Origin of the sequence: Candidatus Palauibacter sp. (assembly GCF_965261555.1) — a bacterium.
Classification (GTDB): Bacteria; Gemmatimonadota; Gemmatimonadetes; order Palauibacterales; family Palauibacteraceae; genus Palauibacter.
The window spans coordinates 649,439-667,096 of the sequence record NZ_OZ253465.1 but is presented as its reverse complement, the minus strand read 5'-3'; the positions used below and the strand labels follow the sequence as shown (position 1 = coordinate 667,096).

Sequence of the window (17,658 nt, the reverse complement as noted above, 5' to 3'; positions counted from 1 at the left end):
TCGTCCTTTCCCTTTTGTGTGCGCCTGCGAACGCCGCTGCCGTCCGCGGGCCCGGAAACGCTATCGCACCGGGGTCGCGCGCGCGACAGCGGCGCGTCTTGCGTGCGCTACGGGCGGTTCGGACTATGCCACCGTTGCCACGATCACGATCCACACGACGTCGGTCATCAGCTGGAGCCTGTACAATGCGACACGATCACCGCAGTCCCCGAGTCCTTCGATTCTCGCTCTCCTTCGCGTTCCTCCTCGTGGCGGCCACGCCGGACGTCGCCGCGCAGGAGGGTGCGGACGGCTACCGGACGCCGGCCGCCGAACTCGCCGCGCTCGTCGACGCCCCGGCGACCCCGGGGATCAGCCTGAGTCCCGACGAGTCGGTGATGCTGCTCACGATGCGGCCCAGCCTGCCGTCGATCGCGGAGGTCGCCGCGCCGGAGCTGCGGATCGCCGGACTGCGCATCAACCCGCGCACGAACGGCCCCAGCCGCGCGCGGCCCTCGAACGGTCTCGCGCTTCGCACCTTCGACGGGGAAGAGCGCGCCGTGACCGGCCTGCCGGAGAATCCGCGCATCCGCAACACGCGCTGGTCGCCGAACGGGAGCACGGTGGCGTTCACGCACGACACCGACTCGGCCGTGCAACTCTGGATCCTCGACGTCGCGTCCGCGGCGGCGCGGCGGCTGTCGGACCTCGATCTCGTGAACGTGGGCTTCGGGGCTCCCTTCAACTGGTCGCCGGAAGGGGACTTCCTCTACGCCAGGGCGGTGCCGCCCGGCCGCGGTCCGGCGCCCGCCGAGCCGATGGTTCCGACGGCGCCCATGATCGAGGAGACGTCGGGGGAAGCGGCCCCCGCCCGCACCTATCAGGACCTGCTGCAGGACCAGCACGATGAGGCGCTCTACGAGTACTACTCGACGTCGCAGCTGGCCCGCGTCGGTCTCGACGGATCCGTGGCCATGGTCGGCGATCCCTCGATCTTCTCGGGCTCCTCGCCGTCACCGGACGGCGAGCATCTGCTCGTGCAGACGACCCACCGGCCGTACTCGTACCAGGTGCCGGCCTCCCGCTTCCCGAGCACGATCGAAGTGTGGGACACGCAGGGGAACGAGGTTCACCAGGTCGCCGAACTCCCGCTCCAGGATGGCGTCCCCACGTCGTTCGGGTCGGTCCCGACGGGGGTGCGGTCGATCTCGTGGCGCGCCGACGCCGACGCGACGCTGTACTGGACGGAGGCACAGGACGGCGGAGACGCCCTCGCCGAGGCGGAGATCCGCGACCGGGTGTTCGTGCACGCGGCGCCCTTCTCCGGCGAGCCCGTGGCGATCGCCTCGCTCCCGCTCCGCTACGGCGGCGTGATGTGGGCGGAGGAGGGGTTCGCCTTCGTGAACGAGAACTGGTTCTCCACCCGCCAGCAGCGCACCTACCGCATCGATCCGGACGCCCCGGGCGAGATGGAGCTGATCTTCGACCTCCAGACGGAGGACCGGTACAACGACCCCGGCTTCCCGATGTTCACGACGAACGAGCGCGGCCAGGGCGTCCTCATGACCGCCGACGAGGGGTCCTCGATCTACCTGGCGGGACAGGGCGCTTCGCCCGAAGGCAACCGTCCCTTCCTCAGGAAGCGGAACCTCGAGACGGGAGAGGAAGAGGAGCTGTTCCGTTCCGAAGCGCCTTACTACGAGGGCGTGGTCACGCTCCTCGAAGACGGGCGGCTGATGACGCGGCGGGAGTCCGTGGACGAGCCCGCGAACTACTTCCTGCGCGACCTCGAGCGGGGGACGATCAGCGCGGTGACCGAATTCCCGCACCCGTATCCGCAGTTCGCCGGCATCCGCAAGGAGGCGATTCAGTATGAGCGCGGGGACGGCATCCCGCTCTCCGCCACGCTCTATCTGCCCGCGGACTACGATCAGGAGCGCGATGGTCCGCTCCCGACCTTCGTGTGGGCGTATCCGACCGAGTTCAAGAGCGCGGCGGCGGCCGGCCAGCGGCGCGACTCGCCGTACCAGTTCACGCGGATCCCCTACGGCGGCGCCGTCCCGTACGTGACCCGGGGCTACGCCGTGCTCGACAACGCGTCGATGCCGGTCATCGGCGAGGGCGACGCGGAGCCCAACGACTCCTTCCGCGAGCAGCTCGTGGCGAACGCCCAGGCGGCGGTGGACGAGGGCGTGCGACGGGGGGTCGTGGATCCGGACCGGGTCGGCGTCGGCGGACACTCCTACGGCGCTTTCATGACCGGCAACCTGCTCGCCCACTCGGATATCTTCCGGGCCGGCGTGGCGCGGAGCGGCGCGTACAACCGGACGCTGACGCCGTTCGGCTTCCAGCGGGAGCAGCGGCTCTTCTGGGAGGATCCGGACCTCTACCTGTACATGTCGCCGTTCATGCACGCGGACAAGGTGAACGAGCCCATCCTCATCATCCACGGCGAGGACGACAACAACTCGGGCACCTTCCCCATCCAGTCGCGGCGCTTCTACGCGGCGCTCAAGGGGCTGGGCGCTACGGCGCGGCTCGTGTTCCTGCCGGCCGAGAGCCACGGCTACGCAGCGCGCGAGTCGGTCCTGCACGTCCTTTGGGAGACGGACCGCTGGCTCGAGATGCACGTGAAGCCGGCGAAGCCCGTCACGACGACGGACGACGCGGGAAGCTGAGCGCCGCCGCCGAAGTCCCGCTTCTGGTCGAGGCGGAGGGTCCCGCCCGGATCCTCCGCCTCAACCGTCCCCATCGCCTCAACGCCGTCAGCCTCCCGATGTACGAGATGCTGGAGGCCGAACTCGCGCGCATCGCGGCCGACTTCGAGACCCGCGTCGTCATCCTGACGGGCGCGGGCCGGGGGTTCTGCTCCGGCGCCGACCTCAAGGCGCACCGCGACGAAACGCCCCCTGTGGATGGGCGCCGCGTCCACGTCGATTCAGCGGAGCGAGTGTCCCGCGGAGTACGATCCGCGCCTGCGGGCTCGCAGCGAAGGCGCCGCGATTACATCGACAGGGGACAGCGGGTGTACCGGGCCCTCCAGACGCTGCCGCAGCCCGTGGTCGCGGCCGTGAACGGACACGCGATCGGAGCGGGCTGCGAACTCGCCCTCTCGTGCGACTTCGTCATCGTGGCGGAGGAGGCGAAGCTCCGCATGCCGGAAGTCGCGCTGGGGACCTTCATCGGCGGCGGCACGGCCTACACGCTGCGCCGGCGCGTGGGACACGCCCGGGCGGCCGAACTGATCCTGCTGGGGCGCTACTTCACCCCCGAGGAAGCCGGCGCGTGGGGACTGGCGAACCAGGTCCTGCCCGCGGAAGAGGTTTTCCCCGCCGCCCTGGAACTCGCCGCACAACTGGCCCGCAACGCCCCGATCTCGATGCGCCTCGCCAAGCGCCTTCTCGACCGCGCGGAGTCCGTCGATCATGAAGAGGCGCTGCGCCTCGAGGCCGAAGCCCTCTCCACCTGCATGGCCTCCGAAGACTGGCGCGAGGGCCTCGAAGCCTTCGCCCAAAAACGCGCCCCCACCTACCGCGGCAGGTAGACCCGCCCGCGCTGTCGATCACAGGATGGCGGGGGCGATCAACGGCGCGTCATCGCCGGCATTGCCGCCCCGCCCGCCCGCGCCGCACGTTTCAAGGACTCATCGACCAGCCCGCGCAAGGCAGAGGAGGCCATGATGATTCCCGCCCGCCGACCCGCCCCGGTGACCCGAGCTTTCGCGCTCGCCGCCTTCGCCGTTCTCATCGCAGTCCCGTCCGCCGCGGCCCAGGACCGGACGCTCGCGCTGGTTGGCGGCCAGCTTCTCGATGGGTACGAGGTGCCCCCGATCCACCACGCGGCCGTCGTGATCGAGGGGAACCGGATCGTCGCGGTCGGACCCGCGGCCGAGATCGATATCCCGGCGGACGCGGAAATCATCGACACCCGGGGCAAGACGATGATGCCGGGGATGGTCGACGCGCACGTCCACATCATGATTCTCGGACACGGCGACTACAGCCGGTGGTTCCCGTGGTTCGAGGGGAATGACGAACTCGTCTACGAGACGTCCGCCAAGCAGCTGCTCGCGGCGGGCGTGACCGCGGGAGTCGATCTCGCCGCGCCGATGTCGAGCCTCGCCTTCCGTGACCGGGTGAACCGAAACGAGGTGCCTGGGCCCCGGCTCCTCGCCAGCGGCCCGTGGGTCACGCGCTACGCGTGGGGCTTCCTCCCGGACGAACTCCGCGTCCTGCACCGCACGCCCGAAGAGGCGGCGGAGCGGACTCGGATGCTGATCGACGCGGGCGTCGACGTCATCAAGACGTGGATCGGGACGACGGAAGAGGACATGCGGGCGATCAAGGCCGTGGCGGGCCCGGCCGGCGTCCCCATCCACTGCCACGTCTACGTGGAGGAAGTCGTGTGGGGGGCGATCCGCGGCGGGTGCGACGTGCTCCAGCACGCGGGATCGGGCGGCAGCGTCCCCCCGTACTCGCAGGAACTCGTCGACCACATCGCGATGGAGGGGATCCCGGTCGTGCAGACGATCTCGCACCGGATCTGGATCTATCCCGCCACGGTGGAGTTCCCGGAGCGGCTGTGGGACCCGGACATCATCAACAGCTTCCCGCCCTCGATCCGCGAGGAGGTGCTGGCCTCGTACACGAAGAACGACTTCTGGCGGAAACCGTACTTCCGCACCACGCCGCGCCAGATCCGCAACAGCGAGGGCGCCTCGCGTCAGTTCATCGAAGCCGACGCGCTGATGGCGATGGGCACGGACACCGGGTCCCCGCTCAACTTCCACGCCGAGTCCGCGTGGCGGGAGGTGTCGGCATTCGTCGACATGGGGATGACGGAGATCGAGGCGATTTCGGCGGCGACGAAGGTGTCCGCAGAGGTGCTCGGGCTGAGCGAGACCGGGACGATCGAGCCCGGCAAGCTCGCCGACATCATCGTGGTCGACGGCAACCCGCTGTTCGACATCAACGTGCTCGGCTACGTGACCGACGTGATCAAGGACGGGATCATCTACAAGCGGAACGGCGTCCCAGTGTGGGAGACGGAGGAGGCGCAGACGCAGACCAGCACGAGAGGCTCATGACTCGCCGCGCCCCCGGGCGCACGACCCGGCTCGCCACCGCCCGAGCGGCCCTCCTCGCCGCGGGGCTGGCTCTTGCCGCGTGCACCGTCGTGCCGGAGTCGGCGGATGACGCGTCGTCCGCCGGCGCCGGTGCCGCCGCCTTCGACCTCGTCATTATCGGCGGCACCGTCGTGGACGGGACGGGGGCGGACCGCTTCACCGCCGATGTGGGAATCCGCGACGGCCGGGTGGTCGACGTCGCCCGCGATGGCGGGCTGTCGGGGCAGGGGGTCGAGGAGATCGACGCCTCCGGCCTCATCGTCTCCCCGGGGTTCATCGACCACCACAACCATGTACAGAACCAGGTCCACCGGCGGCCGCTCGCCGAGAACTTCATCCGCCAGGGGATCACGACCATCCTCCCGTCCCTCCACAGCGGCGACCAGCCCTATCCGCTGCGCGACTACATCGAGGATCTCGAGGTCGCGCCCAACATCGGCTTCTTCGCGGGCCACACCTGGACCCGCGAGCAGGTGCTCGGGATGGAGGATCGCGCCCCCACCCCCGAGGAACTCGACGAGATGCGGGACCTCGTGCGGGAGGCGATGGAGGACGGCGCGCTCGGTCTCGCGACGGGGCTCCTCTACGTACCCGCGAACTACGCCGAGACGGAGGAGGTCATCGAACTCGCGAAGGTCGCGGCGGAATACGGCGGCATCTACTACACGCACATGCGGGACGAGGCCCGCGGTCTCCTGCCGGCCGTGCGCGAGGCGATCCGCATTGGCGCCGAGGGCGGGCTTCCGGTCCAGATCAACCACTTCAAGGCGATGGGGGTGGAAAACTGGGGCAAGACCGTCGAGTCCCTCGCGCTCGTGGACTCGGCCCGCGCGGAGGGCATCGACGTCAAGGTCGACATCTACCCGTACACCGCCGGAAGCACGGGATCGAGCGTGCTCTTCCCGCAATGGGTGCTGGCCGGCGGCATCGACTCCTTCCGGGTGCGCGTGACGGACCCCGAGATGCGGGCCCGTGTGGAGCGGGAGACGGAGGAGTGGATGAACCGGGACTGGACCGGCGGGGACCTGTCACGAATCCAGTTCCGCACGCTCCGCGCCTTCCCCGAATACAACGGGAGGCGGATGTCGGACCTCGCCGCGGACCGGGGGATGCCGAACAACGACGCCACCGGCGTGCAACTCGCGATCGAACTCCAGTTGGCGGGCGGCTTCAGCGCCATCTACCACTTCATGGACGAGGCGGACGTCATCCGCATCATGCGGCACCCGCAGGCGATGTTCGAGACGGACGGAGACCCGGTCGGATACGGCCTTGGCTTCCCGCATCCCCGCAGCTACGGGACGTTCCCCCGCATCCTCGGGCGCTACGTGCGCGAGATGGGCGTGCTCACGCTGGAGGAAGCGATCCGGAAAATGACCTCGATGTCGACGGATCAGATCGGCCAGTCCGAGCGCGGCCGGATCGCGCCCGGCATGTGGGCGGACATCACCGTCTTCGACGCCGACCGCATCATCGACCGCGCCGACTACGTCGACCCGCACCGCTACTCGGCCGGCATCCACCACGTGATCGTAAACGGCGTCCCCGTGATCCTCGACGGCTCCGTCACCGGCGCGAAGCCCGGCCACGTGCTGAGGGGCCCCGCCCGCCACCTCACCGAAACGCGCGGCGGTTAGGCGGTGTCGGCCTCGGGGTCGCCGGTCCGTCCGCCCAGTTCGGTCTCGAGCATGAGCAGCGCCGACTTGTCGTCGCCGGCGAGGCGCAGGCGGTCGACGATGTCGGAGATCGTCTTCTCCTCCTCGACCTGCTCGTTGACGAACCACTGCAGCATGACCTGGGCAGGGTAGTCGGCTTCGTCCATCGCGAGGCGGTAGAGGTCGCCGATCATCCCGCTCACCTTCCGCTCGTGCCCCAGCGCCGCCTCGAACACCTCCAGCGGCGAACCGAACTCCGAGGGCGGGGCATCGATCGCGTCCAGCGTAACCTGTCCCTCGCGGTCGTTCACGAAGTCGAAGATGCGGAGCGCGTGCTCCCGCTCCTCCTCGGCCTGCGCGCGCATCCAGTGGGCGAAGCCGGGGAGGCCCTCCCCCTCGAAGTGCGCGCACATGGACAGGTAGACCTGGCTCGCGTACAGCTCCTGCGTGATCTGCTCGTTGAGCGCCGCCTGCATCCGGGTGCCGATCATCTCGTCCGCCTGTCCTCTCGTCTTCGTCGGGGATCCGTGCCTGGGTCGTGCCGGCCCAAATCTCGTTTCCCGCGCCTCCGACCGCCAGCGACCGGCGACGCTACGGGGCCGTCCCCCGGATTCAGGGACGCATCCAGTACTCGACGGGCCTCGTGAGGAACTCGTCGAGCGGGACTCCGTCGCCGCCGACGACCAAGCTGCGGGTCGGGCGGTAGCGGTCGGCGAACGCGGCGAGACCCGACCGCGCCCCGCGCGCGCGGCCGCTCTTCACCTCCAGGGCGGTGAGGATGGATCCGGCGCGCAACACGAAGTCCACCTCTCGGCCGCGATCCCGCCAGTAGTACACGTCGCAAGCGTCCATGTCGGCCGCGTTCGCGAGGTGGGCTCCCACGGCGGATTCGACGAGCCTTCCCCACGACTCGGGATTCGCGCGCATGCGGGAGAGGGTGAGGCGAGCCCCGGCCGTCATCAGGGCCGTGTTGAAGACCTGCAGTTTCGGGCTGGAGCCGCGCCGCCGCACCTCGGCGCCGGAGTACTTCTGAAGCCCCGTCAACATTCCCGCGCCGGCGAGCAGGTCGAGATAGTGCGCCAGCGTGGTCGTGTTCCCGGCGTCGTGCAACTGTCCCAGCATCTTCGTGTACGACAGGATCTGGCCGGAATAGCCGCAGCCGAGGGCGAACAGCCGCCGGAGCAGGGCCGGCTTGTCCACGCGGGAGAGCAGCAGCACGTCGCGCGCGATCGTGGTCTCGATCAGCGAGTCGCGGATGTAGCGGGTCCACCGTTCCGGCCGCCGGATCAGCGGCGCGGCGCCCGGATATCCGCCGTAGAAGAGGAACTCCTCCAGGGACCAGCCGAAGGCCGCCTGCATTTCAGGGAAGCTCCAGTGCGGCAGGTGGAGCCGCTCGAAGCGGCCGGCGAGACTCTCGGTGAGGCCGTGTTCGATGAGGAGGGGCGCCGAACCCGACAACACGACCTTGAGCCGGCGCACGGCGCGGGTGTCTTCGTCCCACAGGCGCTTCACGGTCTCGGCCCAGTCCGCCGCCTTCTGCACCTCGTCGATGATGAGAAGCGCGCCGCCGGAATCGGATTCGTCGGCCATGACCCTCGCCGCATCCCACTGCTGCGCGATCCACCCGCGTCCCCGGAGCGCCGGTTCATCCGCGGTGGCGAACCGGTGCGGCAGCCCCGACCGTTCCGCGACCTGCGTGATCAGCGTCGTCTTGCCCACCTGCCGGGCGCCCGTGATGATCTGCATGAACCGGCGCGGCTCCCGGAGACGTTCGAGCAACTCCTCGGCGTAGGGGCGCGTGTACGACGTTTTACTCAACATAATGAGTAAAATTACTCAATAGACTGAGTAAATGGAAGATGTTTCGCCCCCCGCACATCCGGGGGGCGTGACGGCCGGGTTTCAGCCGCGAAGGTGCTCGTTGAAGAAGGCGATGGTCCGCTCCTGCGCGAGGCTCGCGGCTTCCTCGTCGTACCGTGGGGTGGTGTCGTTGTGGAAGCCGTGGTTTGCGCCCTCATAGGTGTGGACCGCGAAGTCCTTCCCGTTCGCCTCGAGCGCCTCCTGGTAGGCCGGGTACGCGGCGTTGATCCGCTCGTCCAGCCCGGCGAGCTGGATCATCAGCGGCGCCTGGATGGACGGCACGTCCTCCACGTCCGGCGCCGACCCGTAGAACGGCACGCCGGCACCCAGATCCGGCAGCCGGACCGCGAGCTGGTTCACGACCCCGCCGCCGTAGCAGAACCCGACCGCCCCGACGCGCCCGGTGGTCGCCTCGTGGTCGCGCAGGAACCCGAAGGCGGCGATCCAGTCCTCCATCATCACGTCCCTGTCGAGCTGCCGCTGCATCTCCCGGCCCTCGTCGTCGTTGCCCGGATAGCCGCCCAGGGGAGTGAGCGCGTCCGGCCCCAGCGCCACGAAATCCGCGGCGGCGAACCTGCGCACCACATCTTCGATGTAGCGGTTCAGGCCGCGATTCTCATGGATGACGAGGACTGCGGGCATGGGCTCCGTCGCGCCGGCGGGCACGGCAAGGTAGCCGCGCATGGTGCCCGATCCGCTCGGCGACGGGTAGGTGACGTACTCCTGCCGGATCCGGGCATCGTCCCGCGCAACGTGCCGCGCCCATGCATAATTGGGACGAAGGGCCTGGAGGACCCCGACGGCGGCGGCGCTGCTGCCCAGCACCTTGCCGGCCCCCTCCAGGAAGTCCCGCCGATGGATGAAGCCGTGTACGTAGCCGTCGAAGAGGGCCAGCACCTCCTGGGGGAAATCGCTTGCCTTCTTTCGCGTGGTCATGGGAAGTCCTCCTGTTGGTGTCACTCGAACCTATCACGCTTTGCCACCGACTGCGGGCTGCGGCTATCGTTGCGGCTCGCATCCGAAGCCTAGTCCAGCCAACTCCGCCGCCGCGCCCGCGCGAGCGGTCGTCGAAGATACCCCATGACCGACAACACGAACACGGATTCCACCGCCGATTCGGGGCATCCGCCCGGGCTGATGGACAAGCTCGTGTCCCTCGCCAAGCGGCGCGGGTTCATCTTCCAGTCCTCCGAGATCTACGGCGGCGTGGGATCCGTCTACGATTACGGCCCGCTCGGCATCGAACTCAAGAACCGCATCCAGGACCTCTGGTGGCGCGAGATGGTGTACCGCCACCCGAACATCGTCGGGCTCGACGCGGGGATCCTCATGAACCCCGAGGTGTGGGTCGCGAGCGGACACGTGGGCGCGTTCACGGACCCGCTCGTCGAGTGCCGGAGCTGCCACCGGCGTTTCCGCGCGGACGACCTCCCGCTGATCGAGGCGGGGAAGCCCGAGGAGCAGCAGTGCGCGGTGTGCGGGACCACGGGACAGTGGACGGACCCCCGTCAGTTCAACCTCATGTTCAAGACGTTCATGGGGGTGGTGGAGGACGAGGCCTCGACCGTCTACCTGCGGCCGGAGACGGCGCAGGGGATCTTCGTCAACTTCCGGAACGTGCAGGAGTCGGTGCGCCAGAAGGTCCCGTTCGGGATCGCGCAGGTGGGGAAGGCGTTCCGGAACGAGATCACGCCCGGGAACTTCATTTTCCGCACGCGCGAATTCGAGCAGATGGAGATGCAGTTCTTCTGCGCGCCGGGGACGGAGGACGAGTGGTTCGAGACGTGGAAGGAACGGCGCATGGCGTGGGTCGAGACGCTGGGCATCCGGCCGGAGCGGCTGCGTTTCCACCGCCACGGGCCGGATGAACTCGCCCACTACTGCAGGGACGCGTCGGACATCCAGTACCGGTTCCCGTTCGGGTGGCAGGAGTTCGAGGGGATCCACAACCGGACGGACTACGACCTCGGGCGCCACCAGGAGCACTCGGGGAAGAAGCTGGAGTACTTCGACCAGCCGGCGAACCGGAAGTACGTGCCGTTCGTGATCGAGACCTCGGCGGGACTCAGCCGCACCCTTCTCGTCGTGCTGGCCGACGCCTACGACGAGGAGGACGTCGGGGGCCAGCAGCGCGTCGTGCTGCGGCTCAAGCCCGCGCTGGCGCCCTTCCACGCGGCGGTCTTCCCGCTCGTGAAGAAGGACGGAATGCCGGAGATCGCCGAGAAGCTGGCGGCCGATCTGCGCGGGCAGTTCAACGTCATGTACGACATCGCGGGGTCGATCGGAAAGCGGTACCGGAGGCAGGACGAGGCGGGAACGCCGTTCTGCCTGACCATCGATGGCCAGACGCTCGAGGATGAGACGTGCACGGTGCGCGATCGGGATTCGCTCGAGCAGACGCGGGTGCCGCTGTCGGGCGTCGCGGCGTGGCTGGGCGCCGCGATCGGCGGCGCCTGATCGGGCGGGGTGCGCTTGCCGTTTCGCGTAGCGGAGATCCGTGACCGGGCCCAGCGCCTGCAGAGCGCCCTGGCGCGCGCCCGGTACCGGCTCCGCAGCGGGCTGGACGAGCGGTCCTCGATCGCGTCGCTGTACGGGCAGCACCGGCTTCTCCGCAGCCCCGGGGTGCTTCGGGCCATCCAGCGCGACCTCTCGGAGGCGTACGGGGATGAGCGCCGGCGCCTGAAGACGATCTTCAACTGGGTCGCAGGCCAGCAGATCGAGGCCGAACTCGCCCCGCTGGAGGACGAACTGCGGTCGTGGGAGACGGGGACGACCGTCGTCCTCGCCGAGCGTGAGATCCCGCTGAGACGCGTCCCGGACTGGATCATCCGCGCGGAAGACCGGGGCGAGCGGCTGGGGTGGGAGGCGGCGCGCCACCGCCGGATCGAGGAGGCCGCCGCGCTACGGCTCGATGTCGTGCACCGGGGACGCGAGGCCGTGGTTCAACTCGGTCTCGGGGGATACTTCGAGGCGCGGGAGCGGCTGGCCGGCCTGGACCTGCAGCGCCTGGAGCGCGACGCGACGGCGATCCTCGATGGGACGGAGGCGCGCTACCGGCGGATGTTCGCGGCGGAGGCGGAGGCTCGTCTCGATATGGGCGAGGGGCCGCCTTCGCGGGCCGACGCGCGGTGGCTGATGGGGATGCGCTGGCTCGGGCGGCACTTCGAGATCGAGCCGTTCGCCGCGAATCTTCGCCGCGCCATCGAAGTCATGGGACTGGGCCGGGTGTTCGATCGCTCCGTGCGCATCGACATCGACCGGCGGCGGCTCAAGGATGAACGGTCGTTCACGGCGGTCATCGACGTGCCCGGGGACGTGCGGCTCGTGGTGTGTCCGCTGGGCGGCTGGATCGACGCGCGGCGCCTGCTCCACGAGACGGGACACGCGCTCCACTACACGCACGCCTCCGCCGCGCTCTCGTGGGAGGAGCGGGTGCTGGGCGACGACTCGATCGGCGAGTCCTTCGGGCTCGTGTTCGACTCGCTGACGCTGGATCGCGTCTGGGTCGAGTCCGCGACGGGACTCAGCGGCGACGCGCTGGAGGACTATCGGCAACTCGCGGGCTTCCTCCGGCTCTATCGCCTGCGCCGGGACGCCGCGCGCTTCCTGTGGGAGCTGGAACTGGCCCGGTCGCAGCGGCCCGGCGAGCAGGCCGACCGATACGCGGCGCTGCTGAGCGAGGCGACCGGGTTCGCGCACCATCCGGGCACCTTCCTCACGGATCACCGGCGGGGCTACCAGGCCGCGCGGCGCCTGCGGGGCTGGATGCTCAGCTCCATTATCATCGACCGCCTGAACCAGCGCTTCGGGGCCCAATGGCACCGAACGGGCGCGGCGGGCAAGTTCCTGCTCGAGGTCCTCTCGGCCGGCCGGCGCGAAGACGCCGCGCAGGTCGCCCCGCAGTTCGGCGTGGAGGGGCTGACGCCCGAAATGCTGCTCACGCGCGTCGAACGCTGGCAGTGAGCGAACGGCGGTGAGCGGGATGCGCTGGCCCGGCAGGTTCGCGCTGGGCGCGGCGGCCGGGCTCGCAGGCGCCGCGTGGTGGCTGGCCATGACGCGCCGCAACGAGGCGCTGGTGCGGCCGCCCATTCGGGACGGCTCCGGCGAGGCGCTCCCCGGCGGGGTCATCGAGTACTCTGACGGCGAGAAGGTCGAGTTCGTCGACACCGGGTCGGGGGATGCGCTCGTCTGGGTCCCCGGCGCGGACGGGCCGAAGGAGACGTTCCGCTATCAGCTTCCGAGCTTCGCCCGGCGCCACCGCGTCGTGTGCGCGGACCTGCGGCGCGAGTTTGCCGTGACGGACGGCTTCGACCGCCTGGTCGACGATGTGGCCGAACTCGTCGAAGCGCGCGGCGTCGAGCGCTTCGTGCTCATCGGGACGAGCCTCGGGAGCGCGGTCGCGATGCGCTTCGCGAGCCGGTTTCCGGAGCGCCTGCGGGGGATCGTGCTGTGCAATCCGCTGGCGCGCGTCTCCTACCGGCACGTCGGCTTCAACCGGGCCGCGCTCATCCCCCTCGCCATGCTGACGACCCGATATCTCCCGACGGAACTCTCCCGCGGCCTGGCCCGGGTCTGGAGCCGTCTCGGCATCTGGATCTTCGACGACTCGCCGGGTCGCGACGCCCTCATCGAGTACGCGCTCTTCACCGGGCCGCGCACCGTCCGCCCCACCGTCTCCGACCGCCGCGTCTCCGGCCTGCGGCGGGTGGATCTGCGGGCGGATCTGCCGGAGATCGCGCTGCCCGCGCTCGTGGTGAAGGGCCCACGCGACGAGTATTGTCCGGTGGACTGGGCGCGCGAAATCACCGAACTGCTGCCCGACGCCGAGTACGTCCCCATTCCCGGCACCGGGCACTGCTCGCACATCTCGCGCCCCGGCGCCTTCAACGAGACGCTGGACGACTGGCTCCGGCGGCTCCCCGCGCGCGAGGAAGAGGAAGAAACGTCAGTCGAGAGAGGCGACGCATGACGAATCCCGTCTTCAGTTCCCGGGCCGCGATGATGCTGGCCATGCTCGGGATGGCCGTCGGAACCGGCAACATCTGGCGCTTCCCGCGCATCGCGGCCTCCAACGGGGGCGGCTCCTTCCTCGTCGCGTGGGTCGTCTTCCTCCTCCTCTGGTCCGTGCCCCTGATCCTCACGGAGTTCGCCACGGGCAAGGCGGCGCGCTCCGGTCCGATCGGCGCGTTCACGAAGCTGGCCGGGAAGCGGTACAGCTGGATGGGCGCGTGGATCGCCTTCGTCTCGACCGCGATCATGTTCTACTACACGGTCGTAATGGGGTGGACCCTCCGGTACCTGTTCGGAGCAGTGACCCGGACCGTGCCGACCGCCCCCTGCGAGGCCGGGGCCGCGACCTGCGTGGGACCGCAGGAGTACTGGGACGGGTTCATCGGCTCCGGATGGCCGATTCTGACGCACGCCCTCGCGATCGCGCTCGCGGTGATGGTGGTGCTGCGCGGCGTGAAGGGGATCGAGCGCGCCGCGCGCTTCCTCATTCCGAGCCTGCTCCTCCTCGTCCTGGCGCTGACGATCCGGGCGGTCACGCTGCCGGGTGCGAGTGCGGGTCTCGCGTTCCTCTTCACGCCCGACTGGGCGATGCTGGGCGACGCCTCGATCTGGCTCGAGGCCCTCACGCAGAACGCCTGGGACACCGGGGCGGGCTGGGGTCTGATCACGGCGTACGCGATCTATATGAAGAAACGCGAAGACACGACGCTGAACGCCTTCATGCTGGGGTTCGGGAACAACTCCGTGTCGCTGCTGGCCGGGATCATGGTGCTCTGCACGGTGTTCGCGATCCTGCCCAACGCGGCGGACCAGATCGTGGGGGCGGGGAACGAGGGACTGACGTTCATCTGGGTGCCGCAACTCTTCGGTCTCATGCCGGGCGGCTCCGTGTTCATGGTCCTCTTCTTCCTCGCGCTCGTGTTCGCCGCCTGGAGCAGCCTCATCGCGATGATCGAGATGGCCAGCCGCGTCCTCACCGACGCCGGCATCGCGCGCAGGAGGGCGGTGCTGACGATCGGCGGTCTCGGGCTGGTCCTCGGGCTCCCATCGGCGATCTGGATCGAGGTCTTCCGGAACCAGGACTGGGTGTGGGGCGTCGGACTGATGCTCAGCGGCCTCTTCTTCTCCGTCATGGTCATGCGGCACGGCGTCGACCGCTTCCGCAGGCGGCTCGTGAACAGCGAGGGCAGCGACCTGGTGGTCGGGCGCTGGTGGAACGTCGTCATTCGGCTTGTTGCCGTGCAGTCGGTCGTGATCATGGTCTGGTGGCTGTGGCAGGCGGTCGACTTCAACGATCTCGCCGGGTCGTTCACGCTCTTCTCGGAGTTCAACGCCGGGACGGTGCTCATCCAGTGGGCGATCGCGATCGCCGCCTTCCTGGGCCTCAACCGCTGGCTGGCCGCCAACGCGGCGGGCTCGGCGGCTTCGGGGGAAGAAGCCTGACGGGGGCGGCGACCGTCCGATCGCGCGGTGAACTTCAGCGGTGAACTTCAACCGGTTCGAGACGGCGGCCCGCCGCATGTGGCACGAGATCCCCTCGGGGGCCCGGGAGGGCGTCGACGGGCTGACGATCGAGCCGGAGGCCGCGAGGCATCCCGACTTCGACTGGGTGTACACGATGGGGGAGTGCCTCACGGAGGCGTGGCCGAGCGGCGCCGGCGGGGACGGCGACGTCCGCTCGGAGCTCGTCCTCTATCACGGCTCCTTCCGGGCGCTCGCCGGCGAGGATCCCGACTTCGACTGGGAGGGCGAGCTGTGGGAGACGATCCTGCACGAACTGCTGCACCACCGGGAATCCGCCGCCGGGGAGGCGGGTCTCGATGACCTGGACTGGGCGCACGAACAGAATCTGCGCAGGCTCGCGGGGGAGCCGTTCGATCCGGACTTCTTCCGGGCGGTGCCGTCCGGCCCGGACGGCGTCGTGAGGCTGGAATCGGAGCTGTTCGTCGAGTCGACCGTGGCGGAACGCGCGGAGGAGGCGGTCTTCGAATGGCGCGGGCGACGCTACGCCGTGGAAGCGCCGGCCTCGGCGGCCCGCGCGTTCGTGGAGGTGTCGAACCTGGCGGCCGGACGGCTGTGCGTCGTCGTGAGCCGCCGCCGTCCGTGGTGGCGTCTCGGACGCGGGAGCCGCCAGCCCGTGGAGCTCTCCAGCCCGGCCCACCCCCTGCCCGCCCACCCCTTGCCCGCGAAGGGCGGCTAGGGCCGTGCCGCTGTTCGGCAGCTTCCGGATCGGACGCTGGTTCGGCTTCCCCATCCGGATCGACTATTCGTGGTTCCCGATCGCCGCGCTGGTGATCTGGACGTTCACGACGCGCGAGTTCCCACGGACGCTGCCCTTCTATCCCTCCTCCACGTACCTCGCGATGGGGACGGCGGCGGCGCTCCTCTTCTTCCTCTCCGTGCTCCTGCACGAACTGGGCCACGCCCTGGCGGGCCGGGCGCGGGGGGTGGAAGTGGAGCACATCACCCTCTTCATCTTCGGCGGGATCGCACAGGCGCGGGACGAGCCGCGGCGGCCGCTGGACGAGTTCCTGCTTACCGCGGCGGGTCCCCTTGCGAGCGTGGTGCTGGCCGGCGCGTTTCACGGAGGGCGGGTGGCGGCGGAAGCCTGGGCGGCTCCGGAGCCGGTGGTCACGGTGCTCAGGTTCCTGGCGCTCCTCAACTTCGTGCTCGCCGTCTTCAACATGATCCCCGGCTTTCCGCTCGACGGGGGCCGGATCTTCCGCTCCATCGTGTGGGCGGTCACCGGAGATCTCGTCAAGGCGACCCGGTGGGCGACGCAGGGGGGGCGACTGTTCGGCGGCGCGCTCATCGTCCTCGGGCTCTTCAACCTGAGCCGCGGGCAGTTCATCTCCGGCGTGTGGGCGGCCTTCATCGGCTGGTTCGTGGTGAACGCGGCCTCGTCGAGCCTGCGGCACTTCGAACTCCGCACGCTCCTGCGCCGGATCCCGGTCGCGACGATCATGAACCCCCGGCCCCGCATGATCGAGGCGACGATGCCGGTCGAGCGGGCGATATCCGAATACTTTCTACGCGGAGGGGAGGAGGCGTATCCGGTGTCGCGCGACGGGGACCTGATCGGGGTCGTCGAGACGCGGGCGGTTTCCGCGGTGCCGGAGGAGGCTCGCGCGACCACGCCCGTATCGGCGGTCACGCGACCCGCCGAGGAGTTCCCGTCGGTCCGTCCCGACGAGTCTCTGGCGGACGCCCTGTTCCGGATCCGAATCCAGGTGTCGTACCTGCTCGTGATCGAGAACGGGTTCGTCGTGGGCGCGCTCGACCCGCGGGAGGTCGGCGCGCGAGTGCAGCGGCTGCAGCGGATGGGGCTCGTGTCGCTCGGGCCGTCGCCGGCGAAGAGCGCCTGAACCCGTGCCCCGGCCTCGTTCGTGGAAGGCCCGTTCCGAACTGGCCGCGGCGCTGTCCCCGCGACTTGCCGGCCTGTATCCGGACCTCACCGTCTCGCTGGACTGGGAGACGCCGCTCGAGCTGATCGTCGCGACGGTGCTCTCGGCCCAGTGCACGGACGAGCGGGTGAACCGGGTCACGCGCACGCTCTTCCCGGCGTATCCCGACGCCCGCGCGTACGCCGACGCGCCGCTGGAGGAGCTTCAGGAGGCCGTGCGCCCGACGGGATTCTTCAACAACAAGGCGCGCCACCTGAAGGGGCTCGGCCGCCGTCTCGTCGACGTGTACGGCGGGGAGGTTCCGCGGACGATGGAAGACCTGCTCACGCTCCCGGGCGTGGCCCGGAAGACCGCGAACGTCGTGCTCTCCAACGCGTTCGGGCGTCACGAGGGCGTGGTCGTGGACACGCACGTGAAGCGGGTCACGCACCGTTTCGGCCTCACGAACGAGGTCGATCCCCCGAAGGTGGAGAAGGACCTCATGAGGGTGCTGCCGCGCGAGGAATGGCACCCGTTCGCGTGGCGGTCGATCCTGCACGGCCGCGTGGTGTGTCACGCCCGGAAGCCGCGCTGCGCCGAGTGCCCGGTGGCCGATCTGTGCGCGAGCGCCGGGAAGTTCGGGTGA

14 protein-coding genes are annotated in these 17,658 nt (G+C 69.6%); 11 read left to right on the top strand and 3 right to left on the bottom strand.

Features of this window, described 5'->3' with window-relative positions; genetic code table 11:
• Positions 1-185: 185 nt before the first annotated feature.
• From ACQY5G_RS02890 to ACQY5G_RS02875, 4 genes are all read left to right on the top strand, one after another.
• On the top strand, positions 186-2,657 hold the full coding sequence (locus tag ACQY5G_RS02890) for a S9 family peptidase (RefSeq protein WP_428276814.1): 2,472 nt from the start codon (positions 186-188) through the stop codon (positions 2,655-2,657).
• A complete protein-coding gene (locus ACQY5G_RS02885; RefSeq protein ID WP_428276812.1) occupies positions 2,579-3,523 on the top strand; it encodes an enoyl-CoA hydratase/isomerase family protein in 945 nt (314 codons plus the stop codon). The genes ACQY5G_RS02890 and ACQY5G_RS02885 overlap by 79 nt, the downstream gene beginning before the upstream one ends.
• Before the next feature lie 132 nt (positions 3,524-3,655).
• On the top strand, positions 3,656-5,065 hold the full coding sequence (locus ACQY5G_RS02880) for an amidohydrolase family protein (protein ID WP_428276810.1): 1,410 nt from the start codon (positions 3,656-3,658) through the stop codon (positions 5,063-5,065).
• Positions 5,062-6,741, top strand: a complete 1,680-nt coding sequence (locus ACQY5G_RS02875) for an N-acyl-D-amino-acid deacylase family protein (protein WP_428276808.1) — start codon at positions 5,062-5,064, stop codon at positions 6,739-6,741. Before ACQY5G_RS02880 ends, ACQY5G_RS02875 begins: the two co-directional genes overlap by 4 nt.
• On the opposite strand, the gene ACQY5G_RS02870 is transcribed toward ACQY5G_RS02875, so the two are convergent.
• From ACQY5G_RS02870 to ACQY5G_RS02860, 3 genes are all read right to left on the bottom strand, one after another.
• Entirely contained in the window at positions 6,738-7,250 is a 513-nt protein-coding gene (locus ACQY5G_RS02870; protein WP_420615608.1) for a ferritin, read from the bottom strand. The genes ACQY5G_RS02875 and ACQY5G_RS02870 overlap by 4 nt on opposite strands.
• 121 nt (positions 7,251-7,371) lie before the next feature.
• A complete protein-coding gene (locus ACQY5G_RS02865; RefSeq protein ID WP_428276806.1) occupies positions 7,372-8,580 on the bottom strand; it encodes an ATP-binding protein in 1,209 nt (402 codons plus the stop codon).
• Positions 8,581-8,661: 81 nt separating this feature from the next.
• On the bottom strand, positions 8,662-9,555 hold the full coding sequence (locus ACQY5G_RS02860) for a dienelactone hydrolase family protein (RefSeq protein WP_428276804.1): 894 nt from the start codon (positions 9,553-9,555) through the stop codon (positions 8,662-8,664).
• Between the two features lie 144 nt (positions 9,556-9,699).
• Between ACQY5G_RS02860 and ACQY5G_RS02855 the strand changes: the two genes are divergently transcribed.
• The 7 genes from ACQY5G_RS02855 to nth are packed head-to-tail and all read left to right on the top strand — an operon-like array spanning position 9,700 to position 17,658.
• Positions 9,700-11,076: a glycine--tRNA ligase gene (locus ACQY5G_RS02855; RefSeq protein WP_428276802.1), complete on the top strand. Its 1,377-nt coding sequence runs from the start codon at positions 9,700-9,702 to the stop codon at positions 11,074-11,076.
• A gap of 15 nt (positions 11,077-11,091) precedes the next feature.
• Positions 11,092-12,582 carry a hypothetical protein gene (locus tag ACQY5G_RS02850; protein ID WP_428276800.1) on the top strand — a complete coding sequence of 497 codons (1,491 nt, stop codon included), beginning with the start codon at positions 11,092-11,094 and terminating at the stop codon, positions 12,580-12,582.
• 19 nt (positions 12,583-12,601) lie between these two features.
• Positions 12,602-13,588: an alpha/beta fold hydrolase gene (locus tag ACQY5G_RS02845; RefSeq protein WP_428278634.1), complete on the top strand. Its 987-nt coding sequence runs from the start codon at positions 12,602-12,604 to the stop codon at positions 13,586-13,588.
• Positions 13,585-15,072, top strand: coding sequence for a sodium-dependent transporter (locus tag ACQY5G_RS02840; protein ID WP_428276798.1), 1,488 nt, complete (start codon positions 13,585-13,587; stop codon positions 15,070-15,072). The genes ACQY5G_RS02845 and ACQY5G_RS02840 overlap by 4 nt, the downstream gene beginning before the upstream one ends.
• Before the next feature lie 40 nt (positions 15,073-15,112).
• On the top strand, positions 15,113-15,829 hold the full coding sequence (locus ACQY5G_RS02835; protein WP_428276796.1) for a hypothetical protein: 717 nt from the start codon (positions 15,113-15,115) through the stop codon (positions 15,827-15,829).
• A gap of 4 nt (positions 15,830-15,833) precedes the next feature.
• A complete protein-coding gene (locus ACQY5G_RS02830) occupies positions 15,834-16,994 on the top strand; it encodes a M50 family metallopeptidase (RefSeq protein WP_428276794.1) in 1,161 nt (386 codons plus the stop codon).
• A gap of 4 nt (positions 16,995-16,998) precedes the next feature.
• Positions 16,999-17,658: an endonuclease III gene (gene nth / locus ACQY5G_RS02825; RefSeq protein WP_428276792.1), complete on the top strand. Its 660-nt coding sequence runs from the start codon at positions 16,999-17,001 to the stop codon at positions 17,656-17,658.

Excerpts from the sequence above, each read along its gene's own strand:
- ACQY5G_RS02890 (WP_428276814.1), top strand. The coding sequence starts at position 186 with ATGCGACACGATCACCGCAGTCCCCGAGTCCTTCGATTCTCGCTCTCC.
- ACQY5G_RS02880 (WP_428276810.1), top strand. The coding sequence starts at position 3,656 with ATGATGATTCCCGCCCGCCGACCCGCCCCGGTGACCCGAGCTTTCGCG.
- ACQY5G_RS02875 (WP_428276808.1), top strand. The coding sequence starts at position 5,062 with ATGACTCGCCGCGCCCCCGGGCGCACGACCCGGCTCGCCACCGCCCGA.
- ACQY5G_RS02870 (WP_420615608.1), bottom strand. The coding sequence starts at position 7,250 with ATGATCGGCACCCGGATGCAGGCGGCGCTCAACGAGCAGATCACGCAG.
- ACQY5G_RS02865 (WP_428276806.1), bottom strand. The coding sequence starts at position 8,580 with ATGTTGAGTAAAACGTCGTACACGCGCCCCTACGCCGAGGAGTTGCTC.
- ACQY5G_RS02860 (WP_428276804.1), bottom strand. The coding sequence starts at position 9,555 with ATGACCACGCGAAAGAAGGCAAGCGATTTCCCCCAGGAGGTGCTGGCC.
- ACQY5G_RS02855 (WP_428276802.1), top strand. The coding sequence starts at position 9,700 with ATGACCGACAACACGAACACGGATTCCACCGCCGATTCGGGGCATCCG.
- ACQY5G_RS02845 (WP_428278634.1), top strand. The coding sequence starts at position 12,602 with ATGCGCTGGCCCGGCAGGTTCGCGCTGGGCGCGGCGGCCGGGCTCGCA.
- ACQY5G_RS02840 (WP_428276798.1), top strand. The coding sequence starts at position 13,585 with ATGACGAATCCCGTCTTCAGTTCCCGGGCCGCGATGATGCTGGCCATG.